14 protein-coding genes are annotated in these 17,891 nt (G+C 63.1%); 9 read left to right on the top strand and 5 right to left on the bottom strand.

Annotated elements, in window-relative coordinates; all coding sequences use genetic code 11:
• Window positions 1–29: 29 nt before the first annotated feature.
• Window positions 30–230, top strand: a complete 201-nt coding sequence (locus RO009_09385) for a hypothetical protein (protein ID MDT3685239.1) — start codon at window positions 30–32, stop codon at window positions 228–230.
• Window positions 231–238: 8 nt separating this feature from the next.
• On the opposite strand, the gene RO009_09380 is transcribed toward RO009_09385, so the two are convergent.
• A complete protein-coding gene (locus tag RO009_09380) occupies window positions 239–2,284 on the bottom strand; it encodes a thioredoxin domain-containing protein (protein MDT3685238.1) in 2,046 nt (681 codons plus the stop codon).
• A gap of 55 nt (window positions 2,285–2,339) precedes the next feature.
• Here RO009_09380 and RO009_09375 point away from each other — a divergent pair, with 55 nt between their 5' ends.
• Window positions 2,340–2,690, top strand: a complete 351-nt coding sequence (locus RO009_09375; protein ID MDT3685237.1) for a hypothetical protein — start codon at window positions 2,340–2,342, stop codon at window positions 2,688–2,690.
• Between the two features lie 49 nt (window positions 2,691–2,739).
• Here RO009_09375 and RO009_09370 read toward each other — a convergent pair whose 3' ends face one another.
• A complete protein-coding gene (locus RO009_09370) occupies window positions 2,740–3,081 on the bottom strand; it encodes a DUF3175 domain-containing protein (GenBank protein MDT3685236.1) in 342 nt (113 codons plus the stop codon).
• Between the two features lie 106 nt (window positions 3,082–3,187).
• Here RO009_09370 and mnmE point away from each other — a divergent pair, with 106 nt between their 5' ends.
• From mnmE to RO009_09335, 7 genes are all read left to right on the top strand, one after another.
• Window positions 3,188–4,516 carry a tRNA uridine-5-carboxymethylaminomethyl(34) synthesis GTPase MnmE gene (gene mnmE / locus RO009_09365; GenBank protein MDT3685235.1) on the top strand — a complete coding sequence of 443 codons (1,329 nt, stop codon included), beginning with the start codon at window positions 3,188–3,190 and terminating at the stop codon, window positions 4,514–4,516.
• A 140-nt stretch (window positions 4,517–4,656) separates the two neighbouring features.
• Window positions 4,657–6,396, top strand: coding sequence for a methyl-accepting chemotaxis protein (locus RO009_09360; GenBank protein MDT3685234.1), 1,740 nt, complete (start codon window positions 4,657–4,659; stop codon window positions 6,394–6,396).
• A 397-nt stretch (window positions 6,397–6,793) separates the two neighbouring features.
• Window positions 6,794–8,665, top strand: a complete 1,872-nt coding sequence (gene mnmG / locus RO009_09355; GenBank protein ID MDT3685233.1) for a tRNA uridine-5-carboxymethylaminomethyl(34) synthesis enzyme MnmG — start codon at window positions 6,794–6,796, stop codon at window positions 8,663–8,665.
• On the top strand, window positions 8,662–9,324 hold the full coding sequence (rsmG, locus tag RO009_09350; GenBank protein ID MDT3685232.1) for a 16S rRNA (guanine(527)-N(7))-methyltransferase RsmG: 663 nt from the start codon (window positions 8,662–8,664) through the stop codon (window positions 9,322–9,324). Before mnmG ends, rsmG begins: the two co-directional genes overlap by 4 nt.
• Window positions 9,325–9,395: 71 nt before the next feature.
• Window positions 9,396–10,226 carry a ParA family protein gene (locus RO009_09345; protein MDT3685231.1) on the top strand — a complete coding sequence of 277 codons (831 nt, stop codon included), beginning with the start codon at window positions 9,396–9,398 and terminating at the stop codon, window positions 10,224–10,226.
• A gap of 110 nt (window positions 10,227–10,336) precedes the next feature.
• A complete protein-coding gene (locus RO009_09340; protein MDT3685230.1) occupies window positions 10,337–11,215 on the top strand; it encodes a ParB/RepB/Spo0J family partition protein in 879 nt (292 codons plus the stop codon).
• Between the two features lie 322 nt (window positions 11,216–11,537).
• Entirely contained in the window at window positions 11,538–13,037 is a 1,500-nt protein-coding gene (locus RO009_09335) for a PAS domain S-box protein (protein MDT3685229.1), read from the top strand.
• Between the two features lie 374 nt (window positions 13,038–13,411).
• Here the strand turns inward: RO009_09335 and holA are convergent, their stop codons facing one another.
• From holA to leuS, 3 genes are all read right to left on the bottom strand, one after another.
• Window positions 13,412–14,440 (bottom strand): DNA polymerase III subunit delta, encoded by a 1,029-nt coding sequence (holA, locus tag RO009_09330; protein ID MDT3685228.1) that lies wholly within the window; start codon window positions 14,438–14,440, stop codon window positions 13,412–13,414.
• Between the two features lie 157 nt (window positions 14,441–14,597).
• Entirely contained in the window at window positions 14,598–15,155 is a 558-nt protein-coding gene (gene lptE, locus RO009_09325; GenBank protein ID MDT3685227.1) for an LPS assembly lipoprotein LptE, read from the bottom strand.
• A complete protein-coding gene (gene leuS, locus RO009_09320) occupies window positions 15,142–17,769 on the bottom strand; it encodes a leucine--tRNA ligase (GenBank protein MDT3685226.1) in 2,628 nt (875 codons plus the stop codon). Before leuS ends, lptE begins: the two co-directional genes overlap by 14 nt.
• Window positions 17,770–17,891 lie beyond the last annotated feature (122 nt).

Below are 17,891 nucleotides of genomic sequence, written 5' to 3'. Positions count from 1 at the left end.
AACGCGCGCCGCAAGCAAGTGGCTTGCGCATGATCGAATGGGTCCATGTCGATCGCGGCGACATCCTGTTTGCTGCTGATGGCGCGATCTGGCGCGATCTGGCGCGTTCCCGGCGGCGAAAGTCTGCAGCCGCAACACTATCTCGCGGCGGCGCGCGAGCTGGCGGATTTTCCGGTCGGACGTTCCAGCTTGTCGGCCCATCGGCGGCGGCCCTGCGCTGGAATGTTTGAAGTGTAATTCAAGCCGTCGCCTGCGCCGGCTGCATCTCGTCGATCGCTGTCACAATATCCTCAGGCTGCGTCACCGGCAGCGAGCACGTTTCTCCCACACAAACAAACGCTGCGGCGCCGCGCGCTGCTCTAAGTTTATCCTGCGCGGGATGCGACACCGGTAACGCATCGGCCGTCCGCGCGCGCAAGACCATGCGGTTCAGGAACGGCAGCTGCAACGCCGCCTCGATCAGGGCGTCGGCGCCCTCGCCTGTGACCACGATCTCCGCCGCATTCAGCCGCATGTCGACGGCGTTGAGAATGCCGATATGCGCAAAAAGATTGTCGCCGCTCGAGGCGAGGATGCCTTCGATCAGACGGTCGGCTTTTTCGCGCCAGGCATGGTCGCCGGTGAAGGCGGCAAGTCGGATCAGGTTCTGCGCGGCCAGCGCGTTCGGGTTGGGTGTGGCGTCATCGGCCGTGCTGGCAGGCCGCACCACCAGACCTTCCGCGTCGTCGGCGGTCAGGTAATAGCCTCCATTCGACGGGTTCGCGTAATGGCGATCCAGTGCCGCCTGCCAGGCGAGCGCCTGGTTGAGATAGCCCTGCTCTCCCGTCGCTTCATGCAGCGCCAGCGCTGCCCGGATCATGGCGGCAAAATCCGAGGCAAGGCCGGGATAGAGCAACCGTCCGTCCCGCCAGGAATGGCCCAGCCGATCGCCGCGGGTCATGTCTCGGAGGACGAAATCAAAGGCGCGCCGGCCCAGGGCGATCCATTCCGTTTCGCCCAGCATGGCCCCGGCATTGGCCAGAGCCGCGATCATCAGGCCGTTCCAGTCGGCCAGAATCTTGTCGTCGAGCCCCGGCCGCACGCGTTTATTGCGCTCTTTCTGCAGCATTGAGCGCAGCATCGCGAGCCGCGCCTCATCATCTTTGCTGCGCGGTAAGCCTTTGAGACGATTAAGGATATTCTGCCCCTCGAAATTGCCTTGGGCCGTCACGTCGTAATGTGCAGCAAAGAATGCAGCATTTTTCGGCCCAAGAACCCGGGTGATTTCGTCCAGCGACCAGACGTAGAACTTGCCCTCCTCGCCTTCCGAGTCGGCGTCGTGGGAGGAGCAGAAGCCGCCGCGGGGCGTGCTCATTTCGCGGGTCAGCCAGCCGACCGTTTCCTGGGCGCGCTGGAGGAAAAGGCTGTTTGCGGACCGCCGATAGGCCAGCGCCAGCAATTCCAGAAGCTGGGCATTGTCGTAGAGCATCTTCTCGAAATGCGGCACCAGCCACTGCGCATCGACCGAGTAGCGGGCGAAGCCGCCGCCGAGGTGATCGTAGATGCCTCCTTCGCATATACGCTCCAGCGTCAGGTCTGAGATATTGAGGAAACGCGCCTCCCCGGTGCGCAAGCCCGCGCGCCAGAGATTTTCGAACATTGTGCATTGCGGAAATTTCGGCGCACCGCGCAAGCCGCCATGCACCGGGTCCATGGCACTGCCGAGCTGCAGCGCCACTTGATCGAGCTCCTGCCGTCCGACGACCACACGCTGCGGTGGCCGCGCGCGTTCCGCCAGCCGGGTCATCAGCGCATCGCGGTTCTGTTCGATGCGGCCCGGGTCTTCCTTGAAAAGGCGCGAAATCTCGTGCAGCACGTCGGTGAACGCGGGGCGGCCATAGCGCGAGTCTTTCGGAAAGTAAGTGCCGCCCCAGACCGGCTCGCCGTCCGGCGTCAGGAACATGGTCAGCGGCCAGCCACCCTGCTCGCCCAGGTGATGCAGCGCCGACATGTAGATCTGGTCGATGTCGGGACGTTCCTCGCGGTCGACCTTGATGTTGACGAACAGGTCGTTCATCACCGCTGCGGTCGCCGCATCCTCGAAACTTTCATGCGCCATCACATGGCACCAGTGGCAGGCGGCGTATCCGACCGACAGCAGAATTGGTTTGTTAGCGCTCTTCGCCTCGGCGAGTGCCTCAGGTCCCCAGGGCCACCAGTCCACCGGATTGTGCTTATGCTGCAGCAGATATGGGCTCGTCTCATGCGCCAGACGGTTTTCGTGGGCGTTTGCTGCTGTCGTCATGCATTGGGTCCTAAAGGGTTGCAGCATTGGGCGCCATCCGAACCCGGACCGGCGGATGGATGCCGGTCATGGGCCACAGGCCGTCGGCGCGATCGCCTCCAATAAAATTCAAAATGTTTTTTCAAATAAAGCTGCATGGGTTTGTGTCAGCATCGATACCAGTAGGGTGAACCAGAGGGACGTTCGACGGGTTTATCGGGCTGAAAGCCGCAGGCCGGCTGTCCAAGTCTACGAGGCTTTAGATATGTTTCCGATCAGCTTTTCGCATTTTTTCCGCCAGTGGCGTGCCTATGACGTGAATCTGTGCAGGCTGTCCCGGCTTGACGATCGCGCACTGGCTCTGATCGGCATCCGCCGTCCGGACATCGCCCGGGTGGCTTGGGAACGCGCCCAGCGTACAGCGTGACGTTGTGAAGCGCATTGTGGCGCCCGCACAACAAGCGCCGCGCCTCACATCACGCGCGCCCGAACAGATCGCGCAGTTCATCCTTCGCCGCTTCCAGTTTGCGGCGCTTCGCCGCGCTGAGATTTCTGCCGCCGCGATTGATGTAGAAAGTCAGCATCGACATCGCCGAACGATAGGGCGACGATTTGCGGCGCCGGCTGCGTTCGGCCGTGCGCTTGAGCGAACGTGCGATCTCGCGCGGCCGCTGCGTGAACACCTTATCTTCCAGATCAAGCGCGTCGCTCCGCTGCGTCACGCGCGCCGACCATTTTCGCCCGGATGTCTTTTTCCGCGCAGATGACTTCCTCCGTGATGACGTGTTCTTTGCGGTGGACTTGCGCGGATGTGCCATGGCGGCCTCTTGGTGCTATGGCAGGTTAACCGCGCAGCCGGGGGATCGTTCGAAACTGCACACGGCCGCCGGTGAAAGGAAAATAATCCTGTATCGGAGCCAGCGCGTGCCTGCAGCCGACACCATCTACGCCCTTTCCTCCGGCCGGCCACCGGTGGCGGTTGCGGTCATTCGCATTTCTGGCCCGCGCGCCGGCGACGCGTTGCGGGCGCTGGCCGGCAAGGTACCGGAGCCGCGTCAGGCTAAATTCGCGCGGCTGCGCGATCCGCGTACCGGCGGCAATATCGACGACGCCCTGGTTCTGTATTTTCCGGCGCCGCGCAGCGAAACCGGCGAGGATACTGCCGAATTGCAGGTGCATGGCGGACGCGCGGTGATTGCCGCCGTGTTCGATGCGCTGTCGCAGCTTGAAGGGCTGCGGCCGGCCGAGGCCGGCGAATTCACGCGGCGCTCATTCGAGAACGGGAAGCTGGACCTTACCGGCGTCGAGGGCCTGGCCGATCTGATCTACGCCGACACTGAGGCGCAGCGGCGTCAGGCGCTGCGGCAGTTGCAGGGGCTGCTCGGCAACCGCGCCGAAACCTGGCGCAAGCGGATCATCGAGGCGCAGGCGCTGGCCGAGGCCGGCATCGATTTTTCCGACGAGGCCGACGTCGCCAGCGATGTTCAACAACGTTCGCTGGCTATGGTGCGCGAGCTCGCGCGCGAGATGCGTGACGCGCTCACTGACGCGAAGCGGGGCGAGCGTTTGCGCGAAGGGTTGGTGGTGGCAATCGCGGGTCCGCCCAATGCCGGCAAGTCGACTTTGCTCAACCGCATCGCGCGCCGCGAGGCTGCGATCGTTTCGCCCTATGCTGGTACGACGCGCGACGTGATCGAAGTGCACCTCGATCTCGACGGTTATCCCGTGACCTTGCTTGATACCGCCGGCATCCGCGACACAGACGATCCCGTCGAACGCGAGGGTGTTGCCCGCGCGCGTGCAAGAGCGGCCGCGGCGGATCTGGTGCTCTGGGTCACCGAGACCGGAGCCCCGATGACTGATGCCGGAGCCGCGCCCGGCGCGGCGCAGCAATGGCTTGTGCGCAACAAGATCGACATTCTGCCTCCCGGCGACACCAGACCGGGCCCGCATGAATACCGGCTGTCAGCGGAAACCGGCGAAGGCATGGCGCAACTTCTCTCGGCGCTCACTGTGTTCGCGCGGGACAATATGGGCGCGCTTGAGCCGGCATTGGTGACGCGCGAACGTCAGCGCCGATTGCTGGAAGAAGCGGCGTCCTCACTTGAGCGCGCCATCGCCGATGCGGTGCGTGAGGATGTCTTTGCCGAAGAGTTGCGGATGGCGGCGCGTGCATTGGGACGGCTGACCGGGCGCGTCGATGTGGAGGATATTCTCGACGTGATCTTCCGCGATTTCTGCATCGGCAAATAATGATCGCCTTGCAACGAGACCTGCGTCCTTAGTGCGATGGTACCGGCATCTGAAGTCCGGTAGGTTTGCGCCGGGATACGAATCGCACAACGCTTCGAACGATCGCAGAACCGTCGTGGCGTTGAATGGAGGCGACTGCCATGACCGCACAGCGGCATGCGGTAGACACCAACGCGACCGATATGATCGGGCAGCATGCGCCGATTGCGCCGGTCGTTTCCGATCGTCTGTGGGCGATTCGCGAGACAGTCGATCTTCTTGAAATCGATCTTGGCACGATGATCCGCGCCGTCGAACAGGCCGCCGAAAAAGTGCGCCTTGGCGCGCGCGCGTCCGCGGAGTCGCTCAACACCATTCGCGGCCGCACGGAAACGCTGGTCGCGCAGTCGCAGGACGCCAAGTTCAATGCAGTCCAGTTCGCTCACTCCAGCGAAGAGCTCGCGCAATCGTTCAATGAAGTCGGACGGCGCGTGCGCGAGGCCGACGCCCTGGCGGGCGAAGCCGGCGCGGCGACGTCGGCGGCGACGCAGACGATCGACGGGCTTCGCTCCTCTTCGGCCCAGATTGGCCAGGTTGTGGCGCTGATCGAGAGGATCACCAAGCAGACCAATTTGCTCGCGCTCAACGCGACAATCGAAGCTGCGCGCGCAGGCGATATCGGCAAGGGCTTTGCCGTCGTCGCGGCGGAGGTGAAGGAGCTGTCGGTGCAGACGCAGCAGGCGACCGACGACATCAAGCGCAAGATCAGCATGCTGCAGAATGATGCGGCGGCTCTGATCGACGCTGTTCAGCGTATCGCGCAGATCATCGATACGATCAGGCCCATGTTCAGCGCGGTCGCAGGCGCCGTCGAGCAGCAGATCGTCACCGCCAACAATCTGTCCACCAGCGCCGGCGAGACGTCGAGTTTTGTTGCGATGGTCGCCGATGGCGCGAGCGATATCCAGGCGTCGACTGCGGACACGATGGCGCACGCCGCCAACGCCGACGCGTCCGGAACGGAAGTGCTGACATTGGCGGAAAAACTGAAAACACGCTGCGTGATCTTTCTGCGCCAGACGGAAATCGGCGACCGGCGCCGTCACGATCGTCTGCCATGCGATCTTGCCATCAACCTGCAGGGACGCTCAGGCGCCATCGAGGGCCGGACCGCCGACCTATCGGAAGGCGGCGCGCTTATGCGGCTTGCTGATGCGCATGCGATTGTCGCCGGCGACAAGGTCAGAGCGGAGATCGCCGGGCTTGGTGGCTGTGATGTCGAGGTCGTCAATCACTCGCATCTCGGACTGCATCTACGCTTTGTTGATCTTGCGCCAAATGCGCGCGCCGCTTTGAACAACAAGCTGGAAGCAATCCGCAGCGAGAACCGGGAATTCATCGAACGCGCGATTGCGACCGCGAAACGGATTTCCGCGGTCTTCGAGGATGGTCTCGCGCGCGGCGTCATCACCGAGGATCAGCTTTTCGACACCGCCTACATGCCGATCGAGGGCACAAATCCGCAGCAGTATCGCACGCGTTTTCTCGATTGGATGGAAACGGTGCTGCCCGAAATCCAGGAGCCGCTGCGTGCGAGTGACGAGCGTATGATTCTCTGCGCGGCGGTCGACCGGAACGCCTATTTGCCTGTCCACAACAAAGTCTATTCGCACCCGCAACGGCCGGGCGACACTGCCTGGAATACGGCGAACAGCCGCAATCGGCGTATTTTTGACGACCGTGCAGGCCTCGCCGCCGCCCGCAACACCCGGCCCTATCTGATCCAGAACTATCTGCGCGACATGGGCAACGGCATCACCATTATGATGCAGGAGATCGACGCGCCGATCCGGGTGAACGGCAAGCATTGGGGCGGCTTTAGGACGACGTACCGGCTCTGACCTTTGCCACCGTCGGTCGAGACTTCGCCCGCGACGGCGGTCGGCTCCCTCCCAATAAAAGGGGAGGGTGGGGTGGGGTCAGCCATGCCGCACTGATGGAAACGGCCCACGCCAGCCAAACTGCACCTAGGCGCTTTCAATCTCGCCGCATCCAAACTCTGACCCTGGGATCGGGGATGGATCGGCTCATCGGGCGCCTTATCTCTTCCGGCGTGGAAGCGAGCTGCCGTCGAAAATGCACTGGACGAGCCGGGATCGCCAGGAGGCGGCGGCACGACGGGTGGAACAAGCCGCTTTTTATGGTTAATCAGGCGTTACACAGCGGCGTTTCACGTGAAACGTCCACTTTTGACCGCAACGAAAGCCTCGCGTAAATAGGCGCCATTCGAGGCATCTGATGGATCTGCGTTTCGACGTCATCGTGATCGGCGGCGGCCACGCCGGCTGTGAAGCAGCCGCTGCGGCCGCGCGTATGGGCGTGTCCACGGCCCTCATCACCCATCGTTTCACGACCATCGGCGCCATGTCCTGCAATCCGGCCATCGGCGGGCTCGGAAAAGGCCATCTGGTGCGGGAAATCGACGCTCTGGATGGCCTGATGGGCCGGGTGGCCGATCAGGGGGGCATTCAGTTCCGGGTCCTAAACCGCCGCAAGGGCCCGGCGGTGCGTGGGCCCCGTGCACAGGCCGATCGCAGACTTTATGCGGCGATGATGCAGCGGGCGATCCAGGAAACGCCCAATCTGACGGTGGTTGAGGCCGAAGCGGAGCATCTCCTGGTCGAACATGGCCGTGTGACCGGTCTCAGGCTGGCCGACGGGCGTACAGCTTCAGTCGGGGCCGTGGTGCTGACCACGGGCACGTTCTTGCGTGGTCTGATCCATATTGGTGAGCAGAAAATCCCGGCCGGGCGGGTCGGCGAACCCCCTGCCCTCGGGCTTTCGCTGTCGCTGGAACGGCTTGGCCTGAGGCTCGGCCGCCTGAAGACGGGCACGCCCCCTCGCCTCGATGGCCGCACCATCGACTGGAAATCGCTTGAGATGCAGCCCGGCGACGAGCCGCCGGAGCCGTTCTCCACCCTGACCGAGCGCATCACCACGCCACAGGTCGAATGCGGCATCACCCGCACAACCAACGCCACGCATGAGGTGATCCGGGCCAATGTGCACCGCTCGCCCATGTATTCCGGGCAAATTGAAAGCCGCGGGCCGCGCTATTGCCCCTCGATCGAGGACAAGATCGTGCGCTTCGGCGAGCGCGACGGGCACCAGATTTTCCTCGAGCCAGAAGGACTTGATGACCACACCGTCTATCCGAACGGGATTTCCACGTCGCTCCCGGAGGATGTCCAGCGTGCGGTGGTGGCCTCGATTCCGGGACTGGAAAGGGCCCACATCATCCGGCCCGGCTATGCCATCGAATACGACCACGTGGATCCGCGCGAGCTGAACCCGACACTGGAAACCCGCGTGGTGACGGGGCTTTTCCTGGCCGGTCAGATCAACGGCACCACCGGTTATGAAGAGGCCGCGGCGCAGGGGCTAGTCGCGGGGCTAAACGCCGCCGCCCGCGCGTCCGGCAGCGCTCCGATCATTTTTGACCGCGCCGAAGGCTATCTGGGTGTGATGATTGACGATTTGGTCACCCGCGGGGTCAGCGAGCCCTACCGGATGTTCACCTCGCGCGCCGAATATCGTCTGGCGCTGCGGGCCGACAATGCCGATCAGCGGCTGACGGAAAAGGGCATTGCGATTGGCTGCGTCGGCACGGCGCGCCGGGACCATTATCGCGCCAAGGCCTGTGCGTTGGACGCTGCACGGGCGCTGGCCCGCTCGGTCTCGGTATCTCCGTCAGAGGCCGATAAGTACGGACTTTCGCTCAAGAAAGACGGCCATCGCCGCACGGCCTTCGAGCTTCTGTCCTACCCAAATATCGTGCTGGCGGATGTGGTCCGGATCTGGCCGCAGCTTGACGAGCTGCCGCCCAAGATCGCCGAACAGCTTGAAATCGACGCCAAATACGACGTTTATCTGTCGCGCCAGGCGGCGGATGTCGCTGCCTATCGTCGAGACGAGTCCTTCGAATTGCCGGATGACCTTGATTATGCGGCCATAACTGGCCTGTCGAACGAAGCCCGCCAGAAGCTTCAGACCCACCGCCCCCGCACCATCGGCCATGCTGGCCGCATTGACGGCATGACGCCGGCCGCGCTGACACTGGTTGCCGCGCATCTGCGCCGGAACAGCCGGCGCAATGCCGCAAAGGCATGAAAACAAAGCCGAATTTCACTCTGGAACTGGCTGCGGACCGGATCAAGGCGCTGGAACTGACCCCTGTTTCACATGAAACACTGATGCGGCTGGACCGCTTCGTGGAGCTGCTAATCCATTGGCAAAACTCCATAAATCTGGTCGCGCCGTCCACGCTTCCGAAGCTCTGGACGCGCCATATCGCCGATTCGCTGCAGCTTTTAATGCTCATAGAAACCCCGATCCTCTGGGTTGATCTGGGCTCTGGTGGGGGTTTTCCGGGCATGATCATCGCATGCTCGCTCGCCGAGCATGCGGGCGCGGAAGTTCACCTCGTGGAGAGCAATCAGAAGAAGGCGGCCTTCCTCCGGGAGGCCGCCCGCGTCACCGGCGCGCCGGCCAAAGTGCATGCGATGCGAATCGAGGATTTTGCGGACGACTTTTCTGGGCGCCCGGATGTGGTATCGGCACGCGCCCTCGCTCCGTTGGCCGACCTGCTGGAACTGGCCTATCCGCTGTTGAAAACCGGTGCGGTCGGCCTCTTTCCCAAAGGTCAAGATGTAGGTGCGGAATTGACCCAAGCCTCTAAATATTGGAAATTTGAGCATGACTTGGTCCCGAGTCTGACCAATCCGGACGGTCAGATTGTCGTGGTCCGAAAGCTCGCCCAAATTTCCTAGCGATCCGGTCGGAATTCGCCATGATGATAGACGATGATGCGCCCCTCTCCCCCGAGCTGGAGACACCCGGCATGGCCGCCGGCCTCGATCACGAAAAAGTGAAGAGCCCTCGCATCCTGGCGCTCGCCAACCAGAAGGGCGGGGTCGGCAAGACCACAACCGCGATCAATCTGGGCACGGCACTGGCCGCCATCGGCGAGCGGGTGCTGATCATCGATCTTGATCCACAAGGCAACGCGTCGACCGGTCTCGGCATTGATCGCCGCAACCGCGAATGCTCGACCTACGATGTGCTTATCGGCGAAGCGCAGTTGCGCGACTCGATCCTGCACACGGCGGTGCCGCGTCTGCATATTGCGCCCTCGACCATGGATCTGTCCGGGATCGAGCTTGAAATCTCGACCGCGCGCGACCGCGCCTTCCGCCTGCGCAATGCAATCGCGGCGCTCAATAGCGGCAACAGGACGAGCGACTACACTTATGTGCTGGTCGATTGTCCGCCCTCGCTCAATCTTCTCACCGTGAATGCGATGGCGGCGTCGAACGCGATTCTCGTTCCGCTGCAATGCGAGTTCTTCGCGCTCGAAGGTTTGTCGCAATTGCTGCAGACGGTCGAGCAGGTGAAGCAGACGCTCAATCCCGATCTCAGTATCCACGGCATCGTGCTGACCATGTTCGACTCGCGCAACAATTTATCGAACCAGGTGGTCGCCGACGTGCGCGAATTCATGGGCCGCAAGGTTTACGATACGATAATTCCGCGCAACGTGCGCATCTCCGAGGCGCCGTCCTACGGCAAGCCGGTTCTCGTTTATGATCTCAAGTGCGTCGGCAGCGAAGCCTATCTGCGGCTCGCGACCGAAATCATTCAACGCGAGAAGGAGCTCTGTGCGGCGAGCTGACCTCGACAATATTTTATTGGGCACGTCATGCCCGCTTGTCATCGCAAGCATGACGAAGAAGAAAGTGAACGGAGAGGCTCGCTGTGAACAAGCTGGCAGGAGCGGCTGCAATGGCCGAAGAAACGCGATCACGTCTGGGGCGCGGACTGGCGGCGCTGATGGGCGACGTCGGAGCCGAATCCGCCGTCACCGAGCGCACAGGGCCGCGCACGCCGCGGCGCGTGCCGATCGAACAGATCACGCCAAGCCCGCGCAATCCGCGCCGTACCTTCGCAGATGACGATCTCACCGAGCTGTCGCAATCGATCAAGGAGCGCGGCATCATCCAGCCGATCGTGGTGCGCGCGCTGAAGAGCGGCAAGGACGCCTACGAGATCATCGCCGGCGAACGCCGCTGGCGCGCCGCGCAGAAAGCCGGCCTGCATGACGTCCCCATCGTGCTGCTTGATGTCGGCGACGCCGAGGCGCTTGAACTCGCGATCATCGAGAACGTGCAGCGCACCGATCTCAATCCGCTGGAAGAGGCGGCTGGCTATCAATCGCTGGCGACTGACTACAAGCACAGCCAGGACGATATCGCCTCCATCGTCGGCAAGAGCCGCAGCCACGTCGCCAATACATTGCGCCTGCTGAAACTGCCGGACTCCGTGAAGATCTTCATTTCAGAAGGCAAGCTGTCCGCGGGTCACGCACGCGCACTGGTCGGCCAGCCCAACCCGGAAGAACTGGCGCAGGACATCGTCAATCGCGGGCTGAATGTGCGGCAGGCGGAAGCCCTGCGGCAGGACAATGCCAAGGCGGCGCCGAAGAAAAGCAAGGCAAAGGCGCGCAAGGATGCCGACACCGCGGCGGCCGAGAAGCGGTTGTCGGACGCGCTGGGGCTCGCGGTTGAGATCAAGCACGGCTCGCGCGGCGGCCAGGTGCAGATCAAGTACAAGACGCTGGAGCAGCTTGATGAAGTGATCAAGCGGCTGGAGGGTGGGGGATAGCGCGGTTCCGGCCAGCCAACCCTGGCACTCGACCAAAGCGTAAACTTGTCCTGGGCAAGCTGGATGCGGGGAAATCCGGCCGGTAGCGCACGAAGAGAGCGCACGAAGAGTGTTGCCCGCGCCGACTTGCTGCATAGGTAATGTGAAGTCCCGCTTGCAGGCTGCACTCGCGAAACTGACTGGGAACTCACTTCGGCGGGCTGCGTTACCGCAGGGGGCGTCGGCCGCTACTGATGGTTGAGCCGGTCGATATTACATCTTTCCAGGTCACTCAGTTTCGGGTAGCCCATTCGCGGAAGAGCTTCGCATACATGGAGGCCGAATGGGCGGGCTTTTCATCTCGGATGTAACGGCGCGACGCCGCGAGGACGAGCGGGGGCTCAGCGACGTTCTCGATGCATTGCCGGCTGCCGTCTATATGACCGACGCAGACGGTCGCATCACCTACTACAACGAAGCCGCGGCAGACCTGTGGGGACATCGCCCGGAGCTTGGCACCAACGAATGGTGCGGCTCATGGAAGCTCTATTGGCCGGACGGCACGCCAATGCCGCACGACGGGTGCCCGACGGCGATGGCGCTGAAGCAACGGCGCCCTATCCGCGGAGTGGAAGCCGTCGCAGAGCGTCCGGACGGCACGCGCGTGTTGTTCATTCCGTATCCGACGCCGATATTCGACAGCTCCGGCGAACTGATCGGCGCCGTAAACATGTTGGTGGATATCACGCACCGCAAGCAGTCGGAGCAGATGCTGCGCCAACAGGCTGATGAGCTTGCGACGCTGGCGACCGAAAACGCTTCGCTCCTTCGCTCCGCAGAGACCGAGCTGGAGCAGCGCCGCCGGGCAGACCTGACGGCCCAGCGTCTCGCCGCCATTGTCGAATCGTCCGATGACGCAATCTTCTGGAAAGACCTCAACGGCGTTATCCAAAGCTGGAACAACGGTGCGGCGCACCTCTTCGGTTACGCGGCCGAAGAGGTGGTCGGCAGACCGGTGACGATCCTGTATCCGGACGACCGCAAGGACGAAGCACCGCGCATTCTCGCTCGCATCCAACGCGGCGAACGGGTGGATCATTATGAGACGGTCCGCCGGCGCAAGGATGGGCGCCTCATCGACATTTCATTGACGGTTTCGCCGGTGAAGGACACCGACGGCCGGATCATCGGCGCGTCGAAGATTGCCCGCGACATCAGCGAACGGCGGCGGTCGGAAGAGCAGCAACATTTGCTGCTGAGGGAAATGAATCACCGGGTGAAGAACCTGATGACGCTTGCGAGCAGCCTGGTCACGCTGAGCGCGCGCTCAGCGAAAACGCCGGCAGCATTGGCATCCGCGGTGCGGGACCGGCTGGCCGCGCTGGCGCGTGCACACGAGCTCACTTTGCCGCGCACGTTCGAAGCGGCAACGACAGAAAAAGAGACGGCGCTGCATGCGCTCATCAAAGCGATCGTTTCGCCTTACGATCCCGATCACTCGCGCGTCACGATCAGTGGAGTCGACTTTTGCATTGGACCCCGCGCGGCGACCAACATGGCCCTGTTGCTGCATGAGTTTACCACAAACGCAGCCAAGTACGGAGCCTTGTCGACGGCGACGGGCCGGATCAAAATCGAGTCCTCAAAGGACGAAGAGCATTGCGTCCTCCTCTGGAGCGAACACGGCGGTCCGCGTGTCGTTCGGGGCAATATCGAGGGATTCGGTACGCTGCTGAGCCGAAACACGGTACAGCATGCATTGGCAGGCGATATCGTTCGGGACTGGAAGCCGGAAGGTCTCAGCATAAGACTGTCGGTGGCTTGCGAGCGCCTCGCCACCTGAACGTTCTGTCCGGTTATTGACAGCCTCTATTTTCGCCGCGATGTCATTGCGAGCGACACCAGGTAGCGATGGGCGAGACGCCGCAGTGGGTGCGGATCAAAGCCGGTGACGTCTTTCATATACCGCCCGGCGCCAAGCACGCCTTTCGGAATCGTGCCCGGCAACCGGCCGTCATGATTGTGATCAGCACGTCCAGGCAGGGCCGATTCTTTCGCGACGTCGGCACGCCGATAGCGGCGGGAACGCCGCTCGTCAGACCATCAGACGTTTGCGTGGAAGCCGCCGAAAGCTATGGTCACTGGAATGGCACGCCGGAGGAATGCGCGGATGGGCTGGCTCTGTCGTCGATGTAACGCGCTGGCCAAATCAGGATGCTATTTCCGCTGCCGCGCGGCCGTCGCCAGAGACATCAAGGTGCGCTGCGCGATCGTTTCGGCGAGCATGGGCTGGCGCCGACTGTCGAGCACGGCGCGCGCGAGCTGCTGCATCGCCTGCAACAGTTTCTCGCCGCTCCAGCTCTTCACTGCCATTTCAACCTGCGCCTTGCGGCTGAAATGAATCGGCGGCCGGGCGCTTTCAACGGCGGCGGCAATGCCCTGTCCGGCATCGGCGGCAAGCCGCAGCTTGTGCACCTGCGACAATTGCCGCAACGCTGCCGACAGGATCACGCCGGGATGCGTGCCGGCGGCCCGCGCCTTGGCGAATTCGGTTTCGACATCCGCAAGCTTTCCAGTGAAAGCGGAATCGACGATGCCGTCGAGCGCTTCCGCCGAGGCGTCGGCGATGACGTTGAGCACGTCATCGAGTGTCACGCGGTCGCGGCCTGTGACATACAGGATGAGCTTCTGGATCTCGCCGCGCGTGGCGCGGCGGTCGCCGCCAAGCAGCGGCAGCAAAGCGGCGCGCGCATCGGGGGCGATGGTGAGTTTCGCGGCGCGCAATTCGTCGTCGAGCAAGCGGCCGAGACTGCGATCGTCGTCGGCATAGCAGGCGATGACGGCGGCGGTCTTGGCGCGCTCGCACAAGGTGCGCAACGGCGCGTTGCGCTTGAGATCGCCGGCTTCGATCAGAACGCGGCAATCTGTGATCTGCGAAGAGAGCAGGGGTTCGACCGCCGGCGCGATGTTGCGGCTGCCGGTCCGTACCAGGATCGCACGCCGTCCGCCGAACAGCGGAATGGTCGAGGCCTCCTCGATCAGGCGCTGCGGGTCGGAGGCGAGATCGTCGCCATCGATGCGGACGAAGGAGAAGGGATCGTCGGCATTGTTGACCGAGAGCTTCACCAGCGTGTCGATGCGCTCGCGCACAAGGCCGGCATCGGGGCCGTAGATCAGAACGACCGACCGCGCGGCATCCGGCCGGGCGAGAAAGGCGTCAGCGTCCCGGCTCTTCAGTGCGACCATGACATACCGCGACTGATGTCTTTCTCCGTCATCCTGAGGTGCTCGCGCGTAACGTGGGCCTCGAAGGATGAGGAGCACGGGCCGCCGCCCTTCGAGGCTCGCTTCGCTCGCGCCTCAGGGTGACGGATATTGAGCAGAGCATGCTGCTGTAACCGCCCTAGCCGCCCGTCACAAAATACGACGCCAGGCGCGACTTGATATTCTCGGCAATCACAGAGGCGGCGCGGTTCTCGGCGTCGCGCAGGCCGCGCTGGCGGGCGAAGCGCTGCTGCTGGCCGGGAATATCGTAGGACACGCGCGAGAAGGTGCGGCCGGTCACGACGACCTTCCCGGTCGCCAGTTCGACAAGGGTATAGGTCGCATCGATGCCGTAATTTTCCACGTCCGGGCGCGCGGTGGTGATGTCGACAATCACCTGCTGGCGGCTGGCGGAAAGCTGAATCTTCAGCCTGTGCGTCGGCGACGTTCCGCCGCTGCCGCCGGTCAGATCGTAGATCAGGGCATTGCGGACTTCGACGCCAAGGCGCGCTTCCGGGGTGCCGTTGGCTGCGTCAATCGGCTGGACTTCGACGGCGCTGAGCTGGCTGACGATCGAGGGGCCGCCCGCGGTAGAGCGCTGGCCGTAAAGCGGCTGGAAACAGCCGCCGACCAGCCCGGCGCAGAGCAGCGCCAGCGCGATCCTCACCCGTCCCAAGCCCATTTCACGCCACCACATTCACGATCCTCTGCGGGACAACGATGACTTTTTTGGGAGCCTTCCCGTCCAGCGCCTTCTTTACCGCATCAAGGGTTAAGACGGCAGCCTCAATGTCGGAATTTGCGGCATCGCGGGCAATTGTCACATCCGCCCGTTTCTTGCCGTTGACCTGGACCGGCAGGGTGATGGTGTCCTCGATCAGCAGGGCGGCCTCGATCTGCGGCCAGGGGGTCTGCGCGATCAGCGTGGTGTGGCCAAGCGCCGCCCAGCATTCCTCGGCGAGGTGCGGCATCATCGGGTGGAACAGCGGCACCAGGATATCGGCCGCCTCGCGCACCGCCCAGGCGAGGTCGGGCGAGGCCTTGCCTTCGGCGACCGTCTCGATCGCATCGCTCAGCGCATTGGCGAATTCGCGGATATGCGCGAGGCAGACGTTGAAGTGCAGCTTTTCGATCTCGCTGGAGACCTTGGACAGCGCGCCATGCGCCGCCTTGCGCAGCTTCAGCGCGGGCTCGCCGAATTCCGCCGGGCGCTCCGCGGGCGCCGATTTCGCGACTTCATTGCATTCGTTGATCAACCGCCACAGCCGCTGCACGAAGCGTGAGGCGCCCTGCACGCGCTCCTCGGTCCAGATCACGTCGCGCTCGGGCGGCGAGTCGGACAGCATGAACCAGCGCGCGGTGTCGGCGCCGTAGGTCTCGATAATGTCGTCCGGATCGACGGTGTTGCGCTTCGACTTCGACATCTTCTCGATCGAGCCGATCTCCACCGGCGCGCCGGTTGCGATCAACGCCGCGTGGCGCTGGTCGCCGGTGCCTTCGATCTTCACTTCCGCCGGCGTGACGAAATTGCCGTCGACGGTGCGATAGGTCTCGTGCACCACCATGCCCTGCGTGAACAGGCCGGCAAAGGGCTCGTCGAGACCGCTGTGGCCGGTCTCCTTCATCGCGCGGGTGAAGAAGCGTGAATAGAGCAGGTGCAGGATCGCGTGCTCGATGCCGCCGATATATTGATCGACCGGCAGCCAGGAATCGACCGCCTCGCGGTCGGTCGGCGCGTCTATCCAGGGATCGGTGAAGCGCGCGAAATACCAGGACGAGTCGACGAAGGTGTCCATGGTGTCAGTCTCGCGCCGCGCCGTCTTTCCGCATTGCGGACAGGCGACATGCTTCCATGTGGGATGGCGGTCGAGCGGATTACCGGGCCGGTCGAACTCGATGTCCTCCGGCAGCGTCACCGGCAGGTCCTTCACCGGCACCGGCACGACGCCGCAGGCCTCGCAGTGAATGATCGGGATCGGGCAGCCCCAGTAGCGCTGGCGCGAAATGCCCCAGTCGCGCAGGCGGAAATTCACCTGCCGCTGCGCCACCGGCTGGTTGCCGCGCGTTTCGCTTTCCAGCCGCTTCGCGACTTCCTCCTTCGCTTCCGGAATGGTCATTCCATCGAGAAAGCGCGAATTGATCATGCGGCCATCGCCATCATAGGCGGTATCGGTGATCACGAAGGTCTTCGGGTCCTGGCCTTCCGGGCACACCACCGGCACGTTGCCGAGCCCGTATTTATTGACGAAATCGAGGTCGCGTTGGTCGTGCGCCGGGCAGCCGAAGATCGCGCCGGTGCCGTAATCCATCAGGATGAAATTCGCGACATAGACCGGCAGCGTCCAGTTCGGATCGAAGGGATGCACCGCCTTGATGCCGGTGTCGAAGCCGAGCTTCTCCGCCTTGTCGATGACCTCCTGCGCGGTGCCGTGCTTCTTGCACTCGGCGATGAAGGCCGCGAGCTTGGGATTCTTGGCCGCCGCCGCCTGCGCCAAAGGATGGTCAGGAGAGAGCGCCATGAACTTGGCGCCGAACAAGGTGTCCTGGCGCGTAGTGAAGATTTCCAGCTCGCTCTCGCCGTTCGGCGTCGTCTTCGCATCGAGCGCAAAACGGACCAGCAGGCCTTCCGAGCGGCCGATCCAGTTGCGCTGCATGAGCCGTACCTTGTCCGGCCAGCGGTCGAGCGTATCGATGGCGTCGAGCAGCTCTTGCGAATAGTCGCTGATCTTGAAGAACCATTGCGTCAGTTCGCGCTGCTCGACTTCCGCGCCGCTTCGCCAGCCGCGTCCATCAATCACCTGCTCGTTTGCGAGCACGGTCTGATCGACCGGGTCCCAGTTCACCTTCGACTGCTTGCGCTCGACCAGCCCCGCCTTGAGGAAGTCGAGAAACATCCGCTGCTGATGTTTGTAGTAAGACGGATCGCAGGTTGCGATCTCGCGCGCCCAGTCGAGAGAGAGTCCCATCGACTTGAGTTGCTTCTTCATCGTCGCGATGTTTTCGTAGGTCCACGTCTTCGGATGGACCTTGTTCGCCATCGCGGCGTTTTCCGCCGGCATGCCGAAGGCGTCCCAGCCCATCGGATGCAGCACGTTGAAGCCGGCAGCGCGCTTGTAGCGCGCAACGACGTCGCCCATCGTGTAGTTGCGCACGTGCCCCATATGGATGCGCCCGGACGGGTAGGGGAACATCTCGAGCACGTAATATTTCGGACGCGGGTCGTCGTTCTTCGTCGCGAAGATGCCGCGCTCGTCCCACACTTTCTGCCAGCGGGGCTCGGCGTCGCGGGCGTTGTAGCGCTCGTTGGTCATGGACACGTCAGGCCGGAAATCTTCGGTTTCTGGTATTTGGATCGCGGCGAAAGGACACGAAAACGCCTGTCGGGTCAACGGCATATCGCAAGCCTGCGGCGGCGCTCCGACCGCAAGATAAG

Source organism: Pseudorhodoplanes sp. (genome assembly GCA_032027085.1).
In the GTDB taxonomy this organism is placed as follows: Bacteria; Pseudomonadota; Alphaproteobacteria; order Rhizobiales; family Xanthobacteraceae; genus Pseudorhodoplanes.
Note: the sequence above shows the minus strand (reverse complement) of the source record. Positions and strands in the feature narration are given on the sequence as shown.